This window comes from Phytopseudomonas daroniae (assembly GCF_004327275.1).
Classification (GTDB): Bacteria; Pseudomonadota; Gammaproteobacteria; order Pseudomonadales; family Pseudomonadaceae; genus Aquipseudomonas; species Aquipseudomonas daroniae.
In genome coordinates this window covers 44,454-65,691 of the sequence record NZ_QJUJ01000001.1, presented here as the reverse complement: position 1 = coordinate 65,691, position 21,238 = coordinate 44,454, and the positions used below count along the sequence as shown (strand labels likewise).

Here is a 21,238-nt window from a genome sequence, read left to right as displayed (position 1 = left end):
GCCGCATGTCCTTCGAATTGCTGGCCGCCGATGGCAAGGCCCGCCGTGGGCGCCTGACTTTCCCCCGTGGCGTGGTCGAGACGCCGGCCTTCATGCCAGTGGGCACCTACGGCACGGTAAAAGGCATGTTGCCGCGCGATATCGAAGCCATCGGCGCACAGATCATTCTCGGCAACACCTTTCATCTGTGGCTGCGCCCTGGTACCGAAGTCATCAAGCGCCATGGCGACCTGCATGACTTCATGCAGTGGCAGGGGCCGATCCTCACCGACTCTGGCGGCTTTCAGGTGTTCAGTCTGGGTGCGATGCGCAAGATCAAGGAGGAGGGCGTGACCTTCGCCTCGCCGGTCGATGGTTCCAAGGTGTTCATGGGGCCGGAAGAATCGATGCAGGTGCAGCGCGATCTGGGTTCGGACATCGTGATGATCTTCGACGAATGCACGCCGTATCCCGCCGAGTTCGACGTGGCCAAGACCTCCATGGAACTGTCGCTGCGCTGGGCCAAGCGCTCCAAGGTCGCCCACGGTGATAGCACGGCGGCGCTGTTCGGTATCGTCCAGGGTGGTATGCACGAATCCTTGCGCATGCGCTCGCTGGAAGGTCTGAGCGAACTGGATTTCGACGGCCTGGCCATCGGTGGCCTGTCGGTCGGCGAGCCGAAGGAAGAGATGATCAAGGTGCTGGATTATCTGCCGGGGCAAATGCCGAGCGACAAGCCGCGTTACCTGATGGGCGTCGGCAAGCCGGAAGACCTGGTCGAAGGCGTGCGCCGTGGCGTGGATATGTTCGACTGCGTGATGCCGACCCGCAATGCGCGCAACGGCCACCTGTTCATCGACACCGGCGTGCTGAAGATCCGCAATGCGTTTCACCGTCACGATGACTCGCCGCTGGATCCGACCTGCGACTGTTACACCTGCAAACACTTCTCGCGCGCCTATCTGCACCATTTGGATAAGTGCGGCGAAATGCTCGGCAGCATGTTGAATACAATCCACAACTTGCGTCATTACCAGCGCCTTATGGCTGGTTTGCGCGAGGCAATTCAACAAGGTACATTGGCCGCCTTTGTCGATGCCTTCTACACCCGGCGCGGTCTGCCAACGCCGCCGCTGGATTGATGATTCGATGGCTAAAAGATCTTTCAACAGGAGTGTCAAATGAGCTTTTTTATTCCCGCTGCCTACGCTGATGCTGGTGCTGCCGGCCCGGCTGGTTCCGGTTTCGAGTGGATCTTCCTGGTCGGCTTCCTGGTCATCTTCTACCTGATGATCTGGCGCCCCCAGGCCAAACGCGCCAAAGAGCACAAGAACCTGCTCGGCAACCTGCAAAAGGGTGACGAAGTCGTGACCTCCGGTGGTATCGCCGGCAAGGTTTCCAAGGTCAGCGACGATTTCGTGGTGATCGAAGTGTCCGACACCGTCGAGCTGAAGATCCAGAAAGCAGCCGTTGCGGCAACCCTGCCCAAGGGCACGCTGAAAGCCATCTAAGTCTTCTGTTTCAGTTTTTCCATCCCGCGGGGCGCAGATTGCGCCCCGCGTCATAAGCGGGCGGCGTCATTCATGCTCAACAAATACCCTCTGTGGAAATACCTGCTGATCATGGCCGTACTGGCTGTCAGCCTGGTTTATTCCGCACCCAATCTCTACCCCGATGACCCGGCTATCCAGGTCAGTGGGGCCAGCTCGGCGCAGACCATAGCGCAAGCCGATCTCGACCGTGTCAGCAAGGCGCTGAACGATGCGGGTATCGAGGTCAAGGCATCGAGCGTTGGCGAGCAGGGCCGTAACGGCCTGCTGCGTCTGACCAAGCAGAGCGACCAGCTGCCGGCCAAGGACATCGTGCGCAAGGCACTCGGCGACAACTATGTCGTCGCCCTGAACCTGGCGCAGACTACCCCCGACTGGCTGCGCAGTCTCGGTGCGAGCCCGATGAAGCTCGGCCTCGACCTGTCGGGTGGTGTGCACTTCCTGCTCGAAGTCGATATGGATAAAGCCCTGGACGTGCGTCGCCAGGTCTATGAAGGTGAGCTCAAGAGCTTGCTGCGCAAGGAGCGTGTGCGTTATCGCAGTATGCCGCAGCAGGGCGGTGCCATCCAGTTGGGCTTCGCTGACAGCGCGACCCTGGAAAAAGCCCAGCAACTGATCCGCAAGGATTTCAACGATTTCGAATTGAATGCCCAGGAGCGCGGCGGCCAACAAGTGCTGCGCGTGACCATGACGGCAGCCAAGATTGCCGAGATTCGCGAGTACTCGATCCGCCAGAACCTGACCACCGTGCGTAACCGGGTCAACGAACTGGGTGTCGCTGAGCCGCTGGTACAGCGCCAGGGCGCCAACCGTATCGTGGTCGAGCTGCCGGGCGTGCAGGACACCGCCGAAGCCAAGCGTATTCTCGGCAAGACCGCCAACCTGGAATTCCGCCTGGCGGCCGACCCCAATGCGCCGCGTGGCACCACCGAGCAGTTCGGCTTCCGCGAGGAAGGTCGTCCGCCCGTTCAGCTCGAGCGTGAGCTGATCATCACCGGTGACCAGGTGACCGACGCCCAGGCCAGTTTCGACGAGAATGGCCGGCCGCAGGTGAACATCCGTCTGGATGGCCACGGCGGTGATCTGATGAACCGCGCGACCCGCAGCAATGTCGGGCGCAGCATGGCGGTGATCTTCATCGAGCAGCGCCCGCAGACCCGTTACGTGAAACAGATGGTCGACGGCGTCGAGCAGGAAGTGCAGGTCGACTCTTTCAAGGAAGAGAAGCAGATCATCAGTCTGGCGACCATCCAGTCGCCGCTGGGCAGCCAGTTCCGTATCACCGGCCTGAACGGCCAGGGCGAATCTTCCGAGCTGGCCCTGCTGCTGCGTGCCGGTGGTTTGGCGGCGCCGATGTACTTCGCCGAAGAGCGCACCATCGGCCCGAGCCTGGGTGCCGAGAACATCACCAAAGGGATCGAGTCCACCGAGTGGGCAATGATCTTCGTGTCGCTGTTCATGATTGCCATCTACCGTTTCTTCGGGGTGTTGGCGACCGTGGCGCTGGCCTTCAACCTGGTGCTGCTGGTCGGCCTGATGTCGGTCATCGGCGCAACGCTTACCCTGCCGGGTATCGCCGGTATCGTGCTGACCCTGGGCATGGCGGTGGACGCCAACGTACTCATCTACTCGCGGATACGCGAGGAACTGAACAACGGCCTGTCGGTGCAGCGGGCGATCCACGAAGGTTTCGACCGCGCCTATACGGCGATCATCGACAGTAACCTGACTACGCTGCTGGTGGGGGCGATCCTGTTCGGGCTGGGTACCGGGCCGATCAAGGGCTTCGCCGTGACACTCTCGATCGGGATCATCACCTCGATGTTCACCGCGATCATGTTCACCCGAGGGATGGTCAACCTGATCTTCGGTGGCCGTAACTTCAAGAAACTGTGGATTTGAGGTGAGGCTATGAGATTTCCATCGCGCATTCCGTTCATGGCGATACGCAATATTGCGTTCGCCATCACTGTGGTTATCAGCCTTATCGGCCTCGGTAGCCTGTTCAAGCATGGCCTCAACTTCGGCCTGGATTTCACTGGTGGTACGCTGATCGAGCTGACTTACGAGCAGCCGGCCGACCTGGAGCTGATCAAGCGCGAGCTGGGCCAGGCCGGCTACCAGGACGCTGTCGTGCAGAGCTTCGGCTCCACCACCGATGTGCTGGTGCGTCTGGCTGGTGATTCGGCGGATCTCGGTAACGAGGTGGCTGCTGCGTTGCGCAAGATCGACGTCGATACTGCCTTCGAGGTCAAGCGCGTCGAGTTCGTCGGCCCGCAGGTGGGTGAAGAGCTGCGCGATCAGGGCGGCCTGGCCATGCTTCTGGCGCTTGGCGGCATCCTGCTGTACCTGGCTTTCCGCTTCCAGTGGAAGTTCGGTGTCGGTGCCGTGGCCTCGCTGGCTCACGACGTGATCGTTACCCTTGGCATCCTGGCGTTCTTCCAGGTGCCGTTCGATCTGACGGTGCTGGCTGCCGTACTGGCTATGATCGGCTATTCGCTCAACGACACCATCATCATCTACGACCGTGTCCGCGAGAACTTCCGGGTGCTGCGCAAGGCCGAGATCATCGAGAACATCGACGTGTCGGTAACTCAGACCCTGCTGCGTACCGTCGCGACGTCGACATCGACTGCCATGGCGCTGGTCGCGCTGCTGGTATTCGGTGGTGACAGCCTCGGTGGCTTCGCCCTGACGCTGCTGATCGGTGTGGTGGTCGGTACTTATTCCTCGGTCTATATCAGTGCCCCGGTGCTGATCTGGCTGAAGCTGACTTCCGAGGATCTGATCCCTCCGGTAGTCAATGCCGATGGCGTCGACGAGCGCCCCTGAGGTGTGACGCGCAACTCGATTACGGCGGACAAAAGCGGGCAGCAAGGGAACTTGTCGCCCGTTTTTCGTTTCCAAGGCAGGGAGTAAAGCAGCAAGAGCGCTGCGGTTGTGATCAGGAGTTCACATGAACAAGTCGTTGTTGGTTGGAGCTGTGTTGGGTGCTGTTGGTGTCACTGCAGGTGGTGCTGTCGCGACCTACAGTTTGGTCGGCGGCGGGCCTCAATATGCCGAGGTTCTGGCGGTCAAACCGGTGACTGAAACCATCAAGACGCCGCGTGAAGAATGCAAGGATGTGGCCGTGACGCGTCAGCGTGCGGTCAAGGATCAGCATCAGCTGGCGGGTACCGCTATCGGTGCCGTAGTCGGTGGCCTGCTGGGTAACCAGGTGGGTGGTGGCAACGGTAAGAAGATCGCTACCGTGGCAGGTGCGGTCGGCGGTGGTTATGCCGGTAACAAGGTGCAGGAAGGCATGCAGAACCGCGACACTTATACCACCACCGAGACCCGCTGCAACACCGTCACCGACACCAGCGAGAAGATCGTCGGCTACGACGTGAAATACGATCTGGACGGCAAGGTCGGTCAGGTGCGTATGGATCGTGAGCCGGGTCACCAGATCCCGGTGCGTGAAGGCAAGCTGGTGCTGGCCGATTCCGCTGAGTAAACAAACAGCCATCGCTGGCTGGGTGGAAAAAAGGCGCTCTTCGGAGCGCCTTTTTAATGGATTACGCTATTGGCTACATGCTTCAGGCGGGTCGGGGCAGTGCCTTGCTTGAAGCTTGTGGCTTGTAGCTTAAAACTGCTCCTAGCGTTTGAGCGACGCCGAGAGGTGCGGCTGGATCGCGGTCAGCACAGCCTTGAAGCATTTGGTGTTGCCAGCGACGATCTGACCTTTCTCAAGGAATTCATGGCCGCCGCTGAAGTCGCTGACCAGACCGCCCGCTTCCTGGATCAGCAGGGCGCCTGCCGCCATGTCCCACTCGGAGAGGCCGAATTCCCAGAACGCATCGAAGCGACCTGCGGCTACATAGGCCAGATCCAGGCTGGCGGCGCCGGCGCGGCGCACGCCTGCAGTCTGGCCGACCAGGCTGCGGAACATGCCCAGGTAGTTTTCCAGGTTGTCCAGTTGGCTGTCGCGGAACGGGAAGCCGGTACCCAGCAGGGCGCCTTCCAGGCTCTTGCGGTTGCTCACGCGCAGGCGGCGGCCGTTCAGAGCGGCGCCACGGCCACGGCTGGCGGTGAATTCTTCCTGGCGAACCGGGTCGATGATCACTGCGTGTTCCAGGCGGCCGCGGTATTTGCAGGCCACGCTTACGGCGAAGTGCGGGACGCCGCGGATGAAGTTGGTGGTGCCATCCAGTGGGTCGATGATCCACTGATAGTCGGCGCCTTCACCGCTGCCTTCGAGCAGGCCGCCCTCTTCGCCGAGGAAGCTGTGGGTCGGGTAGGCCTTGCGCAAAGCCTGGACGATCATCAGCTCGGCAGAGCGGTCGATCTCGGTGACGTAGTCCTTGGCGTCCTTTTCATCTACGGAGATGACGTCCAGGCGTTCGATTGAGCGGAAGATCATTTCACCGGCGCTACGGGCTGCGCGCAGCGCGATATTCAGCATGGGCTGCATGGAAGTTCACCTGGGGTCGTAATAAAGCCGGCCATTCTAGCAGAAAAGTACATCGCTTGAAGTGCCGTCCGTGTCCTGCGTGGCATAAAGCGGGGGGCTTCTGTAAGATTTGTCACCTTATTTATCCGACGCGGGCGTCTCTCTTGCTGCAGAACATTCGAGTGGTACTGGTCAACACCAGTCATCCCGGCAATATCGGCGGGGCGGCTCGCGCCATGAAAAACATGGGATTGTCGCGGCTGGTGCTGGTGGCGCCGCGCCAGTTTCCGAGTGAGGAAGCTGTGGCGCGAGCCTCGGGTGCGGCCGACATTCTCGATGCTGCTGAGGTGGTTTCGTGTCTCGAGGATGCGCTGGTCGGTTGCAGTCTGGTGTTCGGCACCAGTGCCCGTGAGCGACGTATTCCCTGGCCGCTGATCGATCCGCGCGAGTGTGGCGTAGCGGTTGTGGACAAAGCTGCTGCCGGTGGAGAGGTGGCGCTGGTGTTCGGGCGTGAGCACGCCGGCCTGACCAATGAAGAGCTGCAGCGCTGTCATTTCCATGTGCACATTCCGTCCGACCCGGCATTCAGTTCGCTGAACCTGGCGGCTGCCGTGCAGGTGCTGACGTACGAGGCGCGCATGGCGGCCCTGGCGCTGGAAAATGCTCCGCTCGTGGCGCCTCGACAGGACGTTGTCGCTGACGAGGGCGAGCAGCCGGTGACCGCTGACGAGATGGAATCCTTCTACGGGCATCTCGAAAAGTCGCTGGTGGAGATCGGGTTTCTCGACCCGGTCAATCCGCGTCACTTGATGAGTCGCCTGCGTCGTCTGTATGGACGCAGTGCGGTGACCAAGCTGGAAATGAATATCTTGCGCGGCGTGTTGACCGAAACGCTCAAGGCGGCGCGCGGCGAGCACCATAAGCGGGGAAAGAGTGATGTTTGAGCGCATGCGGGAAGATATCCAGGGTGTTTTTCATCGTGATCCGGCGGCGCGCAACGCGTTCGAAGTGGTTACCTGTTACCCGGGGTTGCATGCGGTGTGGCTGCATCGGGCGGCGCACGGGTTGTGGGTGTCCGGCTGGAAGTGGCTGGCGCGTAGCGTGTCGAACTTCAGTCGCTGGTTGACGGGTATCGAAATTCATCCGGGGGCGGTGATCGGCCGACGCTTTTTCATCGATCACGGCATGGGCATCGTCATCGGTGAGACCGCTGAGATCGGTGACGACGTCACGCTCTATCAGGGGGTGACCCTGGGTGGCACCAGTTGGAACAAGGGCAAGCGCCATCCGACGCTCGAGGATGGTGTGGTGGTGGGCGCTGGCGCCAAGGTGCTCGGTCCGTTCACTGTGGGTGCGGGCGCCAAGATCGGCTCCAATGCGGTGGTCACCAGGGCGGTGCCGGCTGGGGCTACGGCGGTCGGTATTCCAGCGAAGGTCATCGTCAAGGATGAAGATGGGCTCGAGGCGCAGCGTCGGGCCATGGCCGACAAGCTGGGGTTCGATGCCTATGGCGTCAGCCAGGACATGCCGGATCCGGTGGCGCGGGCTATCGCGCAGCTGCTCGATCACCTGCATGCGGTCGACAATCGCCTGGAGGGTATGTGTGACGCGCTCGGTGCATTGGGCAGCGATTACCGTGCCAAGGAGTTGCCCGAGCTGCGTGACGAAGACTTCGATGGTGTCTGCAAGGAGCAGGGCGACAAGCCGGCCGCTTGATGCGTGGCGGGCGTGGCTTTGCTATGATCCGCCGCCGCTTGAAGCGGGCAAGGCGTCTAATCCCGAGTGTTCTAGTGGGTCTTATAGTTGACTTAAATACTCGGGAATAGGATAATTGCGGCACATTGTGATTCCTTGGTAACCCTTCATGCGACTGACTACCAAAGGCCGATACGCCGTTACTGCCATGCTCGATCTGGCGCTGCATGCGCAGAACGGGCCGGTATCCCTCGCCGATATCTCCGAGCGCCAGGGTATTTCTCTCTCCTACCTCGAGCAGCTGTTCGCCAAGCTCCGTCGTGGGAGTCTGGTTTCCAGCGTGCGTGGCCCGGGTGGTGGTTATCAACTGTCGCGCAACATGCAGGGTATCCAGGTCGCCGAAGTGATCGACGCGGTCAACGAATCCGTCGATGCCACCCGTTGCCAGGGGCAGGGCGGTTGTCACTCCGGCGATATCTGCCTGACCCACCATTTGTGGTGCGATCTGAGCCAGCAGATCCACGAGTTCCTCAGCGGCATCAGTCTGGCCGATCTGGTCACGCGCCGTGAGGTGCAGGAAGTTGCCCAGCGCCAGGATCAGCGTCGCTGCAATAATAATGGCAGGGCACACCTTCTGGATAAGATTGAAGCGTCCACCGTCGATTGAGCACGCAAGGCGCCGGCCTGATACCTGATTAGGAGATACCTGAATGAAATTGCCGATCTACATGGACTACTCCGCGACAACGCCGGTCGATCCACGCGTTGCGCAAAAAATGATCGAATGCCTGACCAACGAAGGCAACTTCGGCAACCCGGCTTCGCGCTCCCACGTGTTTGGCTGGAAGGCCGAAGAAGCCGTGGAGAACGCCCGCCGCCAGGTCGCCGAGCTGGTCAATGCCGACCCGCGCGAGATTGTCTGGACGTCCGGTGCCACCGAATCCGACAACCTCGCCATCAAGGGCATCGCCAGCTTCTACGCAAGCAAGGGCAAGCATCTGATCACCTCGAAGATCGAGCACAAAGCGGTGCTCGACACCATGCGTCAGCTTGAGCGTGAAGGCTTCGAAGTCACCTATATCGAGCCCGGTGAAGACGGCCTGATCACCCCGGCCATGGTCGAGGCGGCACTGCGTGAAGACACCATTCTGGTGTCGATCATGCACGTCAACAACGAAATCGGCACCGTCAACGATATCGCCGCGATCGGCGAATTGCTGCGTGCTCGTGGCGTGTTCTTCCATGTCGATGCCGCTCAGTCGACCGGCAAGGTGGAGATCGACCTGCAAAATCTCAAGGTCGACCTGATGTCCTTCTCGGCGCACAAGACCTATGGCCCGAAAGGCGTCGGCGCCCTGTACGTACGCCGCAAGCCGCGTGTACGCCTGGAAGCCCAGACCCACGGTGGCGGCCACGAGCGCGGCATGCGTTCCGGTACCCTGGCGACCCATCAGTGTGTCGGCATGGGTGAAGCCTTCCGCATCGCCAAGGAAGAAATGGCCGCAGAGAACGCCAAGGTACTGGCCCTGCGTGACCGCTTCTTCAAACACGTCGACGGTCTGGAGGAGCTGTACATCAATGGCAGCATGACTGCCCGTGTGCCGCACAACCTGAATCTCAGCTTCAACTACGTCGAAGGCGAGTCGCTGATCATGGCCCTCAAGGATCTGGCGGTCTCGTCCGGTTCGGCCTGTACCTCGGCCTCTCTGGAGCCTTCCTACGTGCTGCGCGCCCTGGGCCGCAACGACGAACTGGCACACAGCTCGATTCGCTTCACCTTCGGCCGCTTCACCACCGAAGAAGAAGTCGACTACGCCGCGGAGAAAGTACGCGAGGCAGTCACCAAGCTGCGCGAACTGTCGCCGCTCTGGGATATGTTCAAAGAAGGTGTCGACATTTCCAAGGTGGAATGGGCAGCACACTAAAAGCTGCCAGTGAGCGGCGCCTGATGAAAGAGGATTGATAACATGGCTTACAGCGAAAAGGTCATCGACCACTACGAGAACCCGCGCAACGTCGGCAAGATGAACGCGGAAGATCCTGACGTCGGCACCGGCATGGTCGGCGCGCCGGCCTGCGGCGACGTGATGCGTCTGCAGATCAAGGTCAACGAGCAGGGCGTGATCGAAGACGCCAAGTTCAAGACCTACGGCTGTGGCTCCGCCATCGCCTCCAGTTCCCTGGCCACAGAGTGGATGAAGGGCAAGACACTGGATGAGGCAGAGACCATCAAGAACACCCAGCTCGCCGAAGAGCTGGCGCTGCCGCCCGTGAAGATTCACTGTTCGGTACTCGCCGAGGACGCCATCAAGGCTGCCGTGCGCGATTACAAGCAGAAGAAAGGTTTGCTCTAAGGAGGTTTGTCGATGGCCATCAGCATGACTCAAGCCGCTGCCCAGCATATTCGTCGTTCGCTCGACGGCCGTGGAAGGGGTGAGGGTATCCGCCTGGGTGTGCGCACCACAGGCTGTTCCGGCCTGGCTTACGTGCTGGAGTTCGTCGACGAAACCGCCGGCGAGGATCAGGTGTTCGAGAGCCATGGCGTCAAGGTGATCATCGATCCCAAGAGCCTGGTCTATCTCGACGGCACCGAGCTGGACTTCGTCAAGGAAGGGTTGAACGAAGGCTTCAAGTTCAACAACCCGAATGTCCGTGGCGAGTGTGGCTGCGGCGAAAGCTTCAACATCTGATGAGCAGCTCCGGCCCTTGTCACTTCGCCCTGTTCGAGCTGCAGCCGAGCTTCCGTCTGGATCTCGATCAGCTCGCGACCCGTTATCGCGAGTTGGCTCGTGGCGTGCACCCTGACCGTTTCGCTGATGCTTCCGAGCGTGAACAGCGTCTGGCGCTGGAGCGTTCGGCGAGCCTCAACGAGGCCTATAGCACGCTCAAAAGCGATTCGCAGCGTGCCCGCTATCTGCTGGCGATGCGCGGGCCCGAGTTGCCGCTGGAAGTCACCGTGCAGGATCCTGACTTCCTGATGCAGCAGATGCAGTGGCGTGAAGAGCTCGAAGAGCTGCAGGACGATGCTGACCTGGCGGGTGTTGCGGCGTTCAAGGGGCGTTTGAAGACAGCCAAGCAAGACCTGAACGATAGCTTCGCCGATGCCTGGGAGGACGATGCGCGCCGAGAAGAGGCCGAACGCCTGATGCGCCGCATGCAGTTCCTCGACAAGCTTTCCCACGAGGTGCGCCAGTTGGAAGAGCGCCTCGACGATTAATGCACGTACGGCTGCCGTGGCCGTGCCTGATACCCAGATAAGCACCGATTACCTATGGCTTTATTGCAGATTGCTGAGCCCGGACAGAGCCCACAACCACACCAGCGTCGTCTGGCTGTCGGGATCGACCTGGGCACCACCAATTCCTTGGTCGCTGCCGTGCGCAGCGGCGTCAGCGAACCGCTGCCGGACAGTGAAGGGCGCCTGATTCTGCCCTCGGCCGTGCGTTATCACGCCGATCGCGTCGAGGTCGGAGAAGCGGCCCGTCGCGACGCCGCGAGCGACCCCTTCAACAGCATCCTGTCGGTCAAGCGCTTGATGGGGCGCGGCCTTGCCGATGTGAAGCAATTGGGTGAGCAACTGCCTTACCGCTTCGTCGCCGGCGAGTCGCACATGCCGTTCATCGACACCGTGCAGGGTCTGAAAAGCCCTGTGGAAGTGTCCGCTGAAATCCTCAGGGTGTTGCGCCAGCGCGCCGAGTCGACCCTGGGTGGCGAGCTGGTAGGGGCGGTGATTACCGTGCCGGCCTATTTCGACGACTCCCAGCGCCAGGCCACCAAGGACGCAGCGCGTCTGGCCGGCCTGGGCGTGCTGCGTCTACTCAACGAACCCACCGCTGCCGCGGTCGCCTATGGCCTCGACCAGAACGCCGAAGGCGTGGTGGCGATCTACGACCTGGGCGGCGGTACCTTCGATATTTCCATCCTGCGTCTGACCGGTGGTGTATTCGAGGTGCTGGCTACCGGTGGCGACAGTGCCCTGGGCGGTGATGATTTCGACCACGCCATCGCTGGCTGGATCGTCGAGCAGGCTGGCCTGTCCGCCGATATCGAGCCGGGTGCCCAGCGCAGCCTGCTGCAGACCGCCTGCTCCGCCAAGGAGGCACTGACCGATGCCGAGAGCGTCGAGGTCGTGCACGGCCAGTGGCGCGATGTATTGTCCCGCGCCGATTTCCAGGCGCTGATCGAGCCGATGGTGGCGCGCAGCCTGAAAGCCTGCCGCCGCGCCGTACGCGATTCGGGTATCGAAGTCGAAGACGTCGGAGCCGTGGTCATGGTCGGTGGTTCGACCCGTGTACCGCGTGTGCGTGAGGCGGTCGGCGAGCTGTTCGGCCGCCAGCCGCTGACCGATATCGACCCGGATCAGGTGGTCGCCATCGGCGCGGCGATCCAGGCCGATGCCCTGGCCGGCAACCGCCGTGCAGATGGTGAGGAATTGCTGCTGCTGGACGTCATCCCGCTGTCCCTGGGGCTGGAAACCATGGGCGGGCTGATGGAAAAGGTGATTCCGCGCAACACCACGATTCCCGTGGCTCGTGCACAGGAATTCACGACTTACAAAGATGGCCAGAGCGCCATGATGATCCATGTGCTGCAGGGCGAGCGCGAGCTGATCAGCGATTGCCGTTCCCTGGCGCGTTTCGAGCTACGCGGTATTCCGCCGATGGTGGCCGGCGCGGCGAAGATCCGGGTGACCTTCCAGGTGGACGCCGATGGTCTGCTCAGCGTAAGTGCCCGCGAGCTGGCTTCGGGCGTCGAAGCCAGTATTCAGGTCAAACCGTCCTATGGCCTTACCGATGGTGAGGTGGCGCGCATGCTGAAGGATTCCTTCCAGCACGCCGGTGGTGACAAGGCCGCCCGCGCCTTGCGCGAGCAGCAGGTCGATGCGCAGCGTCTGCTCGAGGCGGTCGAGGCTGCCTTGCAGGTCGATGGCGAACGTCTGCTGGATGCCGAAGAGCGCATGGTGATCGACCTGCAGATGCAGGAACTACGTGATTTGTTGACTGGCACCGATGGCGTGGCCATCGAGCAGCAGACCAAGCGTCTGTCGCAAGTGACCGATGCTTTTGCAGCCCGCCGCATGGATTCGACGGTAAAAGCCGCGCTGGCCGGGCGCAACCTGAATGAGATCGAGGAATAACTGATGCCTCAGGTAATTTTTCTGCCCCACGAGAAATTCTGCCCGGAAGGGCTGGTGGTGGAGGCTCAGCCTGGTACTTCCATCCTGGAGCTGGCCCACGAGCACCATATCGAGATGGAGAGCGCCTGTGGCGGCGTGTGTGCCTGTACTACCTGCCATTGCATCGTGCGCGAGGGGTTCGATTCGCTGAACGAAGCCGACGAGCTCGAAGAGGACTACCTCGACAAGGCCTGGGGGCTGGAAGCTCAGTCGCGTCTCGCCTGTCAGGCTATCGTTGGTGAAGAAGACATAACCGTCGAAATCCCCAAGTATTCGCTCAACCACGCCGCCGAAGCGCCGCACTGATCAGGGAGCCTCAGCATGAGCCTGAAATGGGTCGATGTTCTTGAAATCGCCATCCAGCTTGCCGACAGCAAAGCGGATGTCGACCCTCGTTACGTGAATTTCGTCCAGCTGCATCGCTGGGTGGTAGAGCTGCCGGACTTTTCCGACGACCCGCAACGCGGCGGCGAAAAGGTGCTCGAAGCCATTCAGGCTGCCTGGATCGAAGAGACGCAGTGAGGCGCTGGGGCGGTCTTGCCGCCTCGGCTGCAGCGAGCCGATTGCCGCCAAGGGCCGCTGTTATGTTTTTGAATGGAACCCGCGTATAATTCGCGGGTTTAATTTTTGGCTTTAAATCTATTGTTTCTGGAGTGTCACATGGCTGTTCAACGTACTTTCTCCATCATCAAGCCTGATGCCGTTGCTAAAAACGTTATCGGCGAGATCACCACTCGTTTCGAAAAAGCGGGCCTGCGCATCGTCGCTTCCAAGCAGTTGCAACTGTCCGAGCGCGAGGCCGCTGGCTTCTACGCCGAGCACAGCGAGCGTGGCTTCTTCAAGGATCTGGTCGCATTCATGACCTCCGGTCCGGTCATCGTCCAGGTTCTGGAAGGCGAAAACGCCATCGCCAAGAACCGTGAGCTGATGGGCGCTACCAACCCGAAAGAAGCCGCTGCCGGCACCATCCGTGCCGACTTCGCCGTTTCCATCGACGAGAACGCCGTTCACGGTTCGGACTCCGAAGCTTCCGCTGCGCGCGAAATCGCTTACTTCTTCTCCGCTACCGAGGTAAACGCCCGCATTCGCTAAGGCGAAGCGTGCGAGGGTGAATACGCCATGACCGACACAAACGGCAAAATCAACCTGCTGGGCCTGACCCAGCCGGAAATGGAGCAATTCTTCGACAATATCGGGGAAAAACGCTTCCGTGCCGGTCAGGTCATGAAGTGGATTCACCACTTTGGCGTCGATGATTTCGACGCCATGACCAACGTTGGCAAGGTCTTGCGCGAAAAGCTCAAGGCTGCTGCCTATATTCGCGGGCCAGAAGTGGTCAGCGAAGATATTTCCTCCGATGGCACGCGCAAGTGGGTAGTGCGTGTGGCGTCGGGCAGTTGCGTGGAAACCGTGTACATCCCCCAGGGCGGGCGTGGCACCCTGTGTGTTTCCTCGCAAGCCGGCTGTGCCCTGGACTGCAGCTTCTGCTCCACGGGCAAGCAAGGTTTCAACAGTGACCTGACCAGTGCCGAAATCATCGGCCAGGTATGGGTCGCCAACAAGTCGTTCGGCAGTGTGCCAGCGAAGATCGACCGCGCGATCACCAACGTGGTGATGATGGGCATGGGCGAGCCGCTGCTGAATTTCGACAACGTGGTCGCCGCCATGAAGATCATGATGGATGACCTCGGTTACGGCATCTCCAAGCGCAAGGTGACGTTGTCCACTTCCGGTGTGGTGCCGATGATCGACAAGCTGGCCGAGGTCATCGACGTGTCCCTGGCGTTGTCGCTGCACGCGCCGAACGACGAGCTGCGCAGCCAGTTGGTGCCGATCAACAAGAAATACCCGCTGGACATGCTGCTGGCTGCCTGCAAACGTTACATTTCCCGCCTGGGCGAGAAACGTGTGCTGACAATCGAGTACACCCTGCTCAAGGATGTGAACGATAAACTCGAGCACGCCGAACAGATGGTCGCGCTGTTGGCGGATGTACCCTGCAAGATCAACCTGATTCCGTTCAACCCGTTCCCCCATTCGGGTTACGAGCGTCCAAGCAACAACGCCATTCGTCGTTTCCAGGAACTGTTGCAAAAAGCCGGACATAACGTCACGGTGCGCACGACCCGTGGCGAAGATATCGACGCGGCGTGTGGGCAACTGGTTGGCCAAGTCATGGATCGTACCCGCCGCAGTGAACGCTACATCGCCGTGCGTCAGTTGAGCGGCGAGGCGGACTCTCCGCGTCCCACTGCCAGTCGTACCTGAGAGGATGTCCATGACCGTGCTGCGTTCCTTGTTGTTTCTGCTCAGTGCAAGTCTGCTCAGCGCTTGCGTTTCCACCGGTGATGTCGACCCGATGAAAACCGCCGAGGGCCGCAAGAAGGCTTACGATTCATTCGTCCAGCTCGGTATCGGCTATTTGCAGCAGGGTGAAACGGGGCCGGCCAAGGTGCCGTTGAAGAACGCGCTGAACATCAATCCGTCGGGCGCCGATGCCCACGCGGTACTGGCGTTGGTATTCCAGCGCGAGATGGAGCCGGAATTGGCCGACGAGCACTTTCGCAAGTCGCTGTCGGGTAATTCCAGGGATGCACGCCTGCTGAACAATTACGCGGGTTTTCTGTTCGAACAGAAGCGTTACAAGGAAGCCCTGCAGCGCTACAGCCTCGCCGCCGAGGACAGCCTCTATCCAGAGCGTGCCCGGGTGTTCGAGAATCTTGGCATGACCGCGATGATGCTCAAGCAGCGCGACGAGGCCAAAGCCTATTTCGAACGTTCGCTGCGCCTCAACAGCCGTCAGCCGCGGGCGCTGCTGGAAATGGCGAACCTTTCTTACGAAGACAAAGAGTACGTCCCGGCGCGTAGCTACTACGAAAGCTACAGCGCCATTGCCGAGCAGAATTCCCGCAGCCTGTTGTTGGGGGCCCGACTGGCCACGATCTTTGAGGATCGTGACCGCGCCGCCAGCATCGGCTTGCAGTTGAAACGTCTTTATCCCGGTACGCCGGAATATCAGCAATATCTGTCGGAGCAAAGATGAAAGCGGCCCAACCTGAAGTTGCAGCAGCTCATCACGTCAATCCTGGTGAAGCGCTGCGTGCGGCGCGTGAGAGCAGGGGCTGGTCGGTCGCGGAAGTCGCGGCTCAGCTCAACCTCACGCCTATGCGCCTGGCCCAGCTGGAGGCCGGTGAATTCGATAAGCTGCCGGGCAATACCTTCGCCCGCGGCTATATCCGCGCCTATGCAAAACTGCTCGGCCTGGATCAGGCACCGCTGGTCGCCGATTTCGATCAGTTCACCGGCAGCAATGCCACTGGCAGCAGCGTGCATGCCCTGGGTCGTATCGAAGAGCCGACGCGTTACTCGCAGAGCATCCTGCGCCTGGTCAGCTTCCTGTTGCTGCTCGGTGTGGGCGGCGCCTGTTTCTACTGGTGGCAGGATCAGGGTTGGCAACTCGATGATCTGAAGAATGTTGGCCTGGGCCATGTCGAAGTCGATGGCGCCGACGGCAATACGCAGATCCACCCACTCGACGAGCCGGAAGATCAGGCCGTTGCCGAAGCGCAGAATCAAGGTACCGAATTGCCGCTGCCAAGTGTTCCTGTCGAGCCGCTGGGCGATGCCGCGGACACTACCCCTGAGGCCACTGCCAGTGAGCTGCTGGAGCAGAACCCTCCTGCTCAGGCCGCGCCGGCCGACCCCACTCAGGCCCCAGCCGCACCGGGTACACCAGCGACGACTCCTGCCGCGCCGGCTGCTGAAGCGCCTGCACCGGCTGCTGCCCCTCAGCCTCAAGCGCCGGTCGCTGCTGGTGAAGGCCTGTTGAGTCTGACGTTCGTCGCCGACTGCTGGATTCAGGTGACCGATGCCAATGGCAAGATCGTCGCCAGTGGCCTGAAACGTTCCGGTGAGAGTCTCGATGTGCGCGCCCAGGCGCCGCTGGAACTGCGTCTGGGGTTTGCCCGTGGCGCTCAGGTGGCCTATAACGGCGCAGCCGTGGACGTGACGCCGCACATCTCTGGTGAGACCGCACGCTTCAAGTTGGGTGGGCAGTAATATGCACGGTGAATCGCCGATCAAGCGCCGGCTGTCCCGCAAGATCTGGGTCGGCTCGGTACCGGTAGGGGGCGATGCGCCCATCGCCGTGCAGAGCATGACCAACACCGATACCAACGATGTCGCCGCGACCGTCGAGCAGATTCGTCGTCTTGAAGCGGCGGGTGCCGACATCGTGCGGGTTTCCGTGCCGGACATGGACGCTGCCGAAGCCTTTGGCCGAATCAAGCAGCAGGTCAATCTGCCGCTGGTGGCGGACATTCACTTCGATTACCAGATCGCCCTGCGCGTGGCCGAACTGGGCGTCGATTGCCTGCGTATCAACCCCGGTAACATCGGTCGTGAAGACCGGGTCAAGGCGGTGGTCGAGGCCGCTCGCGACAAGGGCATCCCGATCCGCATCGGCGTGAATGCCGGTTCGCTGGAAAAGGATCTGCAGAAGAAATACGGTGAACCGACCCCGGCCGCCCTGGTTGAGTCCGCGCTGCGTCACGTGGAGCACCTGGATCGCCTGAATTTCCCGGACTTCAAAGTCAGCGTAAAGGCCTCCGACGTGTTCATGGCCGTCGAGGCCTATCGCCTGCTGGCCAAGCAGATCGAGCAACCGCTGCACCTGGGCATCACCGAAGCCGGTGGCCTGCGTTCGGGCACCGTGAAGTCCTCCGTCGGCCTGGGCATGCTGCTGGCCGATGGCATCGGCGACACCATTCGCATCTCTCTGGCTGCCGATCCGGTGGAAGAGATCAAGGTCGGCTTCGATATTCTCAAGTCGCTGCGTTTGCGTTCGCGGGGCATCAACTTCATCGCCTGCCCAAGCTGCTCGCGCCAGAACTTCGACGTGGTCAAGACCATGAACGAGCTGGAAACCCGCGTCGAAGACCTGCTGGTGCCGCTGGACGTCGCGGTGATCGGCTGCGTGGTCAACGGCCCGGGCGAAGCCAAGGAGGCGCATATCGGTCTCACTGGCGGCAGCCCGAACAATCTGGTCTACATCGACGGCAAGCCCGTCTCGAAACTGACCAACACCAACCTGGTGGATGAGCTGGAACGGCTGATCCGCACAAAGGCGGCCGAGAAGGTCGCAGCCGACGCGGCCGTGATCGTGCGCGGCTGATCCGTGCCTAAGGAAAACAATTGAGCAAGTCCCTGCAAGCCATTCGTGGCATGAACGATATCCTGCCGCAGCAGACCCCGGCCTGGCGTTACCTGGAAACCACCCTGGCAGCGCTGCTCGACAGCTACGGCTACCAGGAAATGCGTCTGCCGATCCTCGAGTTCACCGAGCTGTTCGCCCGTGGTATCGGCGAAGGCACCGACGTGGTCGACAAGGAGATGTACACCTTCCTTGACCGCAACGACGAATCCCTGACTTTGCGCCCCGAAGGCACTGCCGGTTGCGTGCGTGCCGTACTCGAGCATGGCATGACCGGCGGCGGCCAGGTGCAGAAGCTGTGGTACGCGGGCCCGATGTTCCGCTACGAGAAGCCGCAGAAGGGCCGCTATCGGCAGTTCCACCAGATCGGTGTCGAAGTCTTCAACCTGCCTGGGCCGGACATCGATGCCGAGCTGATCACCCTGACCTGGCGCCTGTGGAAGCAATTGGGTCTGAGCGATGCGGTGACCCTGCAGCTCAACAGCCTGGGTTCCAGCGAAGCCCGCGCGGTGTATCGCGATGCGTTGGTGGCCTACCTGCAGGAGCGCTTCGATCAGCTCGACGAAGACAGCCAGCGTCGCCTGACCACCAATCCGCTGCGCATTCTCGACAGCAAGGTGGCCAGTACTCAGGCACTGCTCGCCGATGCGCCGACCCTGCACGACTATCTGGACGAAGAGTCTCGCGCGCATTTCGAGGGCCTCAAGGCGCGTCTCGATGCGGTCGGCATCGCCTACGAGATCAACCCCAAGCTGGTACGTGGCCTGGATTACTACGGCCGTACCGTGTTCGAGTGGGTCACCGACAAGCTCGGTTCCCAGGGCACCGTGTGTGCCGGTGGCCGTTACGATGGCCTGATCACCCAGTTCGGCGGCAAACCGACGCCGGGTGTTGGCTTCGCCATGGGTGTCGAGCGTCTGGTGTTGCTGCTGGAAACCCTGCAGCGTGTGCCGGCTGAGCTGAACCGCCCGGCCGATGCCTTTATCTGCGCCTTTGGCGAGCCGGCCGAGCTGGCGGCGTTGGCCCTGGCGGAGAATCTGCGTAACGAAGTTCCGGGGCTGCGCCTGCTGGTCAATGCCGGCAGCGGTAGCTTCAAGAGCCAGTTCAAGAAGGCCGACAAGAGCGGCGCCACCTATGCATTGATTCTGGGTGAGGACGAACTGGCTGCTCGCGTGGTAGGTTGCAAACCTTTGCGCGACGACAGCGAACAGCAAAACATTGCCTGGTCGGCCCTGGCCGAGCATCTGGCGTCCTGCACCAAGCAGGCTTGAGCGATTTAGCGATTAAGGAGTATTGGGGTGGCGTTGAATAGCGATGATGATGAACTGGCCGGCCTGAAGGACTGGTGGCAGCGTAATGGTAAGCCGCTGGTAGCTGGCGGTGCTTTGGCGCTGATCGTGGTATTCGGCTGGCAGGCCTGGCAGAAGTACCAGAGCAATCAGGCTCAGGGCGCTTCGGTGGTCTACCAGCAACTGCTGGAGTCGGCTCTGACCCCGAGCGGTCAGCCTGATGCCGCCAAGGTAGCGGCTCTGGCTGGTCAGCTGAAGAGTGATTTCGGCGGTACTCAGTACGCTCAGTACGGCAGCCTGTTCGTGGCCAAGGTCGCGGTCGAGGCCGGCAAGCTGGACGACGCAGCCAGCGAACTGCGCAGCGTGGTCGACAAGCCCGCCAATGAGACGCTCGGTGAGCTCGCTCGTCAGCGTCTGGCCCGCGTGCTGGCCGCTCAGGACAAAGCCGACGAAGCCCTGAAACTGCTCGATGGCGACGCCGACCAGGCTTACCTGGCCAGTCGCGAAGAGCTCAAGGGCGATCTGTTGGTGAAGCTGGGCCGTACCGACGATGCCCACGCTGCCTATGTGAAGGCCAAGGGTGCGCTGTCTGAAGAGGCTGCCGTTGGTGGTCTGCAGATGAAGATCGACGACCTGGCCAAAGGGGATGCATGACGTGATGCGTTGGAAGAATGCCGCACTGCTGGCCCTGGCCGTTCTGGTCGTCGGTTGCAGCAGCAACAGCAAGAAAGAACTGCCACCTGCCGAGCTTCCCAAGTTCAAAGAGGAAGTGAAGCTGCAGAAAGAGTGGAGCCGTTCGATCGGCAACGGTCAGGGCGACATCTACAACATGCTCGAGCCTGTGGTCGATGGCGAGCAGATCTTCGCCGCCGACGTCGAAGGCCTGATCATGTCCATGGAGCGCACCACCGGCAAAGTGTCCTGGAAGAAGGAACTGGATGTGCCGATTTCCGGTGCCGTGGCAGCTGGCTACGGGATGGTCGTGGTCGGCACTCTCAAGGGTGAAGTGATCGCCCTGGATTCGTCCAGCGGTGAAGAAAAATGGCGCGCCAAGGTACCGAGCGAAGTGCTGTCGGCTCCGGCCATCAACAGCGACACCGTGTTGGTACAGACTCAGGATGACACCCTGGTCGCTCTGGACGCATACAGTGGCCAGCAGCGCTGGATTTTCGAGAACACCCCGGCAGTCCTGACCCTGCGTGGCACTGGCAGCCCGCTGCTGACCAACCAGTTGGCCATCGCCGGCCTGTCCAGCGGCAAGGTCATCGCCCTGGACGCCCAGCGTGGCATCCCGGTGTGGGAACAGCGCGTCGCCATCCCGCAAGGCCGTTCCGAGCTGGATCGCATCGTCGACATCGACGGTGGCCTGCTGCTTTCCGGTGGCCAGCTGTACGTGGTGACCTACCAGGGGCGCGTTGCTGCCCTCGATCTGGAAAGCGGCCGTGTGCTGTGGCAGCGCGAAGCATCCAGCTCCATGAGTGTGGCTCAAGGTTTCGGTAACGTTTACGTGACCCTGGCCAGCGGCACCGTGGAAAGCATCGACGAGCGCTCGGCTTCGGCCCTGTGGAGCAACGATGCCCTGGCCCGTCGCCAGCTGTCGGCGCCGCAGGTGTTCTCCAGCTATGTCGCGTTCGGCGATCTGGAAGGCTACCTGCACCTGATCAGCCAGGTCGATGGCCGTTTCGTCGGCCGCATCCGTATCGACAGCGACGGCCTGCGTGCCCGTCCGCTGGTCGTCGGCGACTGGCTGTACGCCTTCGGCAACGGCGGCAAACTGGTGGCCTTGACCATCAAGTGAGCCCGTGTCCCGCTCGCTTGGTTTAGCCGGGCGAGTGGGGCAGATAGCGCAAGATTTGTGGCCGCTGCCTGTGCAGCGGCTTTTGTATTTTCTGAAATAACGAAGTG

Annotated in this window: 24 protein-coding genes; 23 read left to right on the top strand and 1 reads right to left on the bottom strand. The window is 61.3% G+C overall.

Features of this window, described 5'->3' with window-relative positions; translation table 11 throughout:
* The first annotated feature begins 5 nt into the window (after window positions 1-5).
* The 5 genes from tgt (at window position 6) to DNK10_RS00380 (ending at window position 5,025) form a co-directional block, all read left to right on the top strand.
* The gene (gene tgt, locus DNK10_RS00400) at window positions 6-1,121 is read left to right on the top strand and encodes a tRNA guanosine(34) transglycosylase Tgt (protein WP_208738782.1); all 1,116 of its coding nucleotides are present in this window, start codon (window positions 6-8) and stop codon (window positions 1,119-1,121) included.
* Between the two features lie 39 nt (window positions 1,122-1,160).
* The gene (yajC, locus tag DNK10_RS00395) at window positions 1,161-1,490 is read left to right on the top strand and encodes a preprotein translocase subunit YajC (RefSeq protein WP_131180737.1); all 330 of its coding nucleotides are present in this window, start codon (window positions 1,161-1,163) and stop codon (window positions 1,488-1,490) included.
* A gap of 72 nt (window positions 1,491-1,562) precedes the next feature.
* A complete protein-coding gene (gene secD, locus DNK10_RS00390) occupies window positions 1,563-3,431 on the top strand; it encodes a protein translocase subunit SecD (RefSeq protein WP_131190231.1) in 1,869 nt (622 codons plus the stop codon).
* Between the two features lie 9 nt (window positions 3,432-3,440).
* Complete coding sequence (gene secF / locus DNK10_RS00385; protein WP_131180735.1) at window positions 3,441-4,361, top strand: protein translocase subunit SecF; 921 nt, start codon at window positions 3,441-3,443, stop codon at window positions 4,359-4,361.
* 124 nt (window positions 4,362-4,485) lie between these two features.
* Complete coding sequence (locus tag DNK10_RS00380; RefSeq protein ID WP_131180734.1) at window positions 4,486-5,025, top strand: glycine zipper 2TM domain-containing protein; 540 nt, start codon at window positions 4,486-4,488, stop codon at window positions 5,023-5,025.
* 141 nt (window positions 5,026-5,166) lie between these two features.
* On the opposite strand, the gene suhB is transcribed toward DNK10_RS00380, so the two are convergent.
* Window positions 5,167-5,982 (bottom strand): type III secretion system regulator SuhB, encoded by an 816-nt coding sequence (gene suhB / locus DNK10_RS00375; protein ID WP_131180733.1) that lies wholly within the window; start codon window positions 5,980-5,982, stop codon window positions 5,167-5,169.
* 143 nt (window positions 5,983-6,125) lie between these two features.
* Here suhB and trmJ point away from each other — a divergent pair, with 143 nt between their 5' ends.
* The 18 genes from trmJ (at window position 6,126) to bamB (ending at window position 21,131) form a co-directional block, all read left to right on the top strand.
* A complete protein-coding gene (gene trmJ, locus DNK10_RS00370; protein WP_208738771.1) occupies window positions 6,126-6,905 on the top strand; it encodes a tRNA (cytosine(32)/uridine(32)-2'-O)-methyltransferase TrmJ in 780 nt (259 codons plus the stop codon).
* Complete coding sequence (gene cysE / locus DNK10_RS00365; RefSeq protein WP_131190230.1) at window positions 6,898-7,677, top strand: serine O-acetyltransferase; 780 nt, start codon at window positions 6,898-6,900, stop codon at window positions 7,675-7,677. Before trmJ ends, cysE begins: the two co-directional genes overlap by 8 nt.
* 148 nt (window positions 7,678-7,825) lie before the next feature.
* On the top strand, window positions 7,826-8,323 hold the full coding sequence (gene iscR, locus DNK10_RS00360; protein ID WP_042555291.1) for a Fe-S cluster assembly transcriptional regulator IscR: 498 nt from the start codon (window positions 7,826-7,828) through the stop codon (window positions 8,321-8,323).
* Window positions 8,324-8,366: 43 nt separating this feature from the next.
* Window positions 8,367-9,581, top strand: coding sequence for an IscS subfamily cysteine desulfurase (locus DNK10_RS00355; RefSeq protein ID WP_131180729.1), 1,215 nt, complete (start codon window positions 8,367-8,369; stop codon window positions 9,579-9,581).
* A 42-nt stretch (window positions 9,582-9,623) separates the two neighbouring features.
* Complete coding sequence (iscU, locus tag DNK10_RS00350; RefSeq protein WP_002552476.1) at window positions 9,624-10,010, top strand: Fe-S cluster assembly scaffold IscU; 387 nt, start codon at window positions 9,624-9,626, stop codon at window positions 10,008-10,010.
* Window positions 10,011-10,022: 12 nt separating this feature from the next.
* Window positions 10,023-10,346, top strand: coding sequence for an iron-sulfur cluster assembly protein IscA (iscA, locus tag DNK10_RS00345; protein ID WP_131180728.1), 324 nt, complete (start codon window positions 10,023-10,025; stop codon window positions 10,344-10,346).
* A complete protein-coding gene (gene hscB / locus DNK10_RS00340; protein WP_131180727.1) occupies window positions 10,346-10,873 on the top strand; it encodes a co-chaperone HscB in 528 nt (175 codons plus the stop codon). Before iscA ends, hscB begins: the two co-directional genes overlap by 1 nt.
* A 54-nt stretch (window positions 10,874-10,927) precedes the next feature.
* Window positions 10,928-12,793, top strand: a complete 1,866-nt coding sequence (gene hscA / locus DNK10_RS00335; protein ID WP_131190229.1) for a Fe-S protein assembly chaperone HscA — start codon at window positions 10,928-10,930, stop codon at window positions 12,791-12,793.
* Window positions 12,794-12,796: 3 nt separating this feature from the next.
* On the top strand, window positions 12,797-13,138 hold the full coding sequence (gene fdx / locus DNK10_RS00330; RefSeq protein ID WP_131180725.1) for an ISC system 2Fe-2S type ferredoxin: 342 nt from the start codon (window positions 12,797-12,799) through the stop codon (window positions 13,136-13,138).
* Between the two features lie 15 nt (window positions 13,139-13,153).
* Entirely contained in the window at window positions 13,154-13,354 is a 201-nt protein-coding gene (gene iscX / locus DNK10_RS00325; protein ID WP_131190228.1) for a Fe-S cluster assembly protein IscX, read from the top strand.
* Between the two features lie 138 nt (window positions 13,355-13,492).
* A complete protein-coding gene (gene ndk, locus DNK10_RS00320) occupies window positions 13,493-13,924 on the top strand; it encodes a nucleoside-diphosphate kinase (protein ID WP_042555298.1) in 432 nt (143 codons plus the stop codon).
* 27 nt (window positions 13,925-13,951) lie between these two features.
* Window positions 13,952-15,100: a dual-specificity RNA methyltransferase RlmN gene (gene rlmN / locus DNK10_RS00315; protein WP_131180723.1), complete on the top strand. Its 1,149-nt coding sequence runs from the start codon at window positions 13,952-13,954 to the stop codon at window positions 15,098-15,100.
* A gap of 10 nt (window positions 15,101-15,110) precedes the next feature.
* A complete protein-coding gene (gene pilW / locus DNK10_RS00310) occupies window positions 15,111-15,875 on the top strand; it encodes a type IV pilus biogenesis/stability protein PilW (RefSeq protein ID WP_131190227.1) in 765 nt (254 codons plus the stop codon).
* Window positions 15,872-16,891, top strand: a complete 1,020-nt coding sequence (locus DNK10_RS00305) for a RodZ domain-containing protein (protein ID WP_131190226.1) — start codon at window positions 15,872-15,874, stop codon at window positions 16,889-16,891. The genes pilW and DNK10_RS00305 overlap by 4 nt, the downstream gene beginning before the upstream one ends.
* A gap of 1 nt (window position 16,892) precedes the next feature.
* Entirely contained in the window at window positions 16,893-18,005 is a 1,113-nt protein-coding gene (gene ispG, locus DNK10_RS00300; protein ID WP_131180721.1) for a flavodoxin-dependent (E)-4-hydroxy-3-methylbut-2-enyl-diphosphate synthase, read from the top strand.
* Window positions 18,006-18,025: 20 nt separating this feature from the next.
* Window positions 18,026-19,315 (top strand): histidine--tRNA ligase, encoded by a 1,290-nt coding sequence (gene hisS, locus DNK10_RS00295; protein ID WP_131190225.1) that lies wholly within the window; start codon window positions 18,026-18,028, stop codon window positions 19,313-19,315.
* Between the two features lie 33 nt (window positions 19,316-19,348).
* Window positions 19,349-19,987: a tetratricopeptide repeat protein gene (locus tag DNK10_RS00290; protein WP_131180882.1), complete on the top strand. Its 639-nt coding sequence runs from the start codon at window positions 19,349-19,351 to the stop codon at window positions 19,985-19,987.
* Window positions 19,980-21,131 carry an outer membrane protein assembly factor BamB gene (bamB, locus tag DNK10_RS00285; protein ID WP_131190224.1) on the top strand — a complete coding sequence of 384 codons (1,152 nt, stop codon included), beginning with the start codon at window positions 19,980-19,982 and terminating at the stop codon, window positions 21,129-21,131. The genes DNK10_RS00290 and bamB overlap by 8 nt, the downstream gene beginning before the upstream one ends.
* Window positions 21,132-21,238: the final 107 nt, after the last annotated feature.

Excerpts from the sequence above, each read along its gene's own strand:
- tgt (WP_208738782.1), top strand. The coding sequence starts at position 6 with ATGTCCTTCGAATTGCTGGCCGCCGATGGCAAGGCCCGCCGTGGGCGC.
- yajC (WP_131180737.1), top strand. The coding sequence starts at position 1,161 with ATGAGCTTTTTTATTCCCGCTGCCTACGCTGATGCTGGTGCTGCCGGC.
- secD (WP_131190231.1), top strand. The coding sequence starts at position 1,563 with ATGCTCAACAAATACCCTCTGTGGAAATACCTGCTGATCATGGCCGTA.
- secF (WP_131180735.1), top strand. The coding sequence starts at position 3,441 with ATGAGATTTCCATCGCGCATTCCGTTCATGGCGATACGCAATATTGCG.
- DNK10_RS00380 (WP_131180734.1), top strand. The coding sequence starts at position 4,486 with ATGAACAAGTCGTTGTTGGTTGGAGCTGTGTTGGGTGCTGTTGGTGTC.
- suhB (WP_131180733.1), bottom strand. The coding sequence starts at position 5,982 with ATGCAGCCCATGCTGAATATCGCGCTGCGCGCAGCCCGTAGCGCCGGT.
- cysE (WP_131190230.1), top strand. The coding sequence starts at position 6,898 with ATGTTTGAGCGCATGCGGGAAGATATCCAGGGTGTTTTTCATCGTGAT.
- iscR (WP_042555291.1), top strand. The coding sequence starts at position 7,826 with ATGCGACTGACTACCAAAGGCCGATACGCCGTTACTGCCATGCTCGAT.
- DNK10_RS00355 (WP_131180729.1), top strand. The coding sequence starts at position 8,367 with ATGAAATTGCCGATCTACATGGACTACTCCGCGACAACGCCGGTCGAT.
- iscU (WP_002552476.1), top strand. The coding sequence starts at position 9,624 with ATGGCTTACAGCGAAAAGGTCATCGACCACTACGAGAACCCGCGCAAC.
- iscA (WP_131180728.1), top strand. The coding sequence starts at position 10,023 with ATGGCCATCAGCATGACTCAAGCCGCTGCCCAGCATATTCGTCGTTCG.
- hscB (WP_131180727.1), top strand. The coding sequence starts at position 10,346 with ATGAGCAGCTCCGGCCCTTGTCACTTCGCCCTGTTCGAGCTGCAGCCG.
- hscA (WP_131190229.1), top strand. The coding sequence starts at position 10,928 with ATGGCTTTATTGCAGATTGCTGAGCCCGGACAGAGCCCACAACCACAC.
- fdx (WP_131180725.1), top strand. The coding sequence starts at position 12,797 with ATGCCTCAGGTAATTTTTCTGCCCCACGAGAAATTCTGCCCGGAAGGG.
- iscX (WP_131190228.1), top strand. The coding sequence starts at position 13,154 with ATGAGCCTGAAATGGGTCGATGTTCTTGAAATCGCCATCCAGCTTGCC.
- ndk (WP_042555298.1), top strand. The coding sequence starts at position 13,493 with ATGGCTGTTCAACGTACTTTCTCCATCATCAAGCCTGATGCCGTTGCT.
- rlmN (WP_131180723.1), top strand. The coding sequence starts at position 13,952 with ATGACCGACACAAACGGCAAAATCAACCTGCTGGGCCTGACCCAGCCG.
- pilW (WP_131190227.1), top strand. The coding sequence starts at position 15,111 with ATGACCGTGCTGCGTTCCTTGTTGTTTCTGCTCAGTGCAAGTCTGCTC.
- DNK10_RS00305 (WP_131190226.1), top strand. The coding sequence starts at position 15,872 with ATGAAAGCGGCCCAACCTGAAGTTGCAGCAGCTCATCACGTCAATCCT.
- ispG (WP_131180721.1), top strand. The coding sequence starts at position 16,893 with ATGCACGGTGAATCGCCGATCAAGCGCCGGCTGTCCCGCAAGATCTGG.
- bamB (WP_131190224.1), top strand. The coding sequence starts at position 19,980 with ATGCATGACGTGATGCGTTGGAAGAATGCCGCACTGCTGGCCCTGGCC.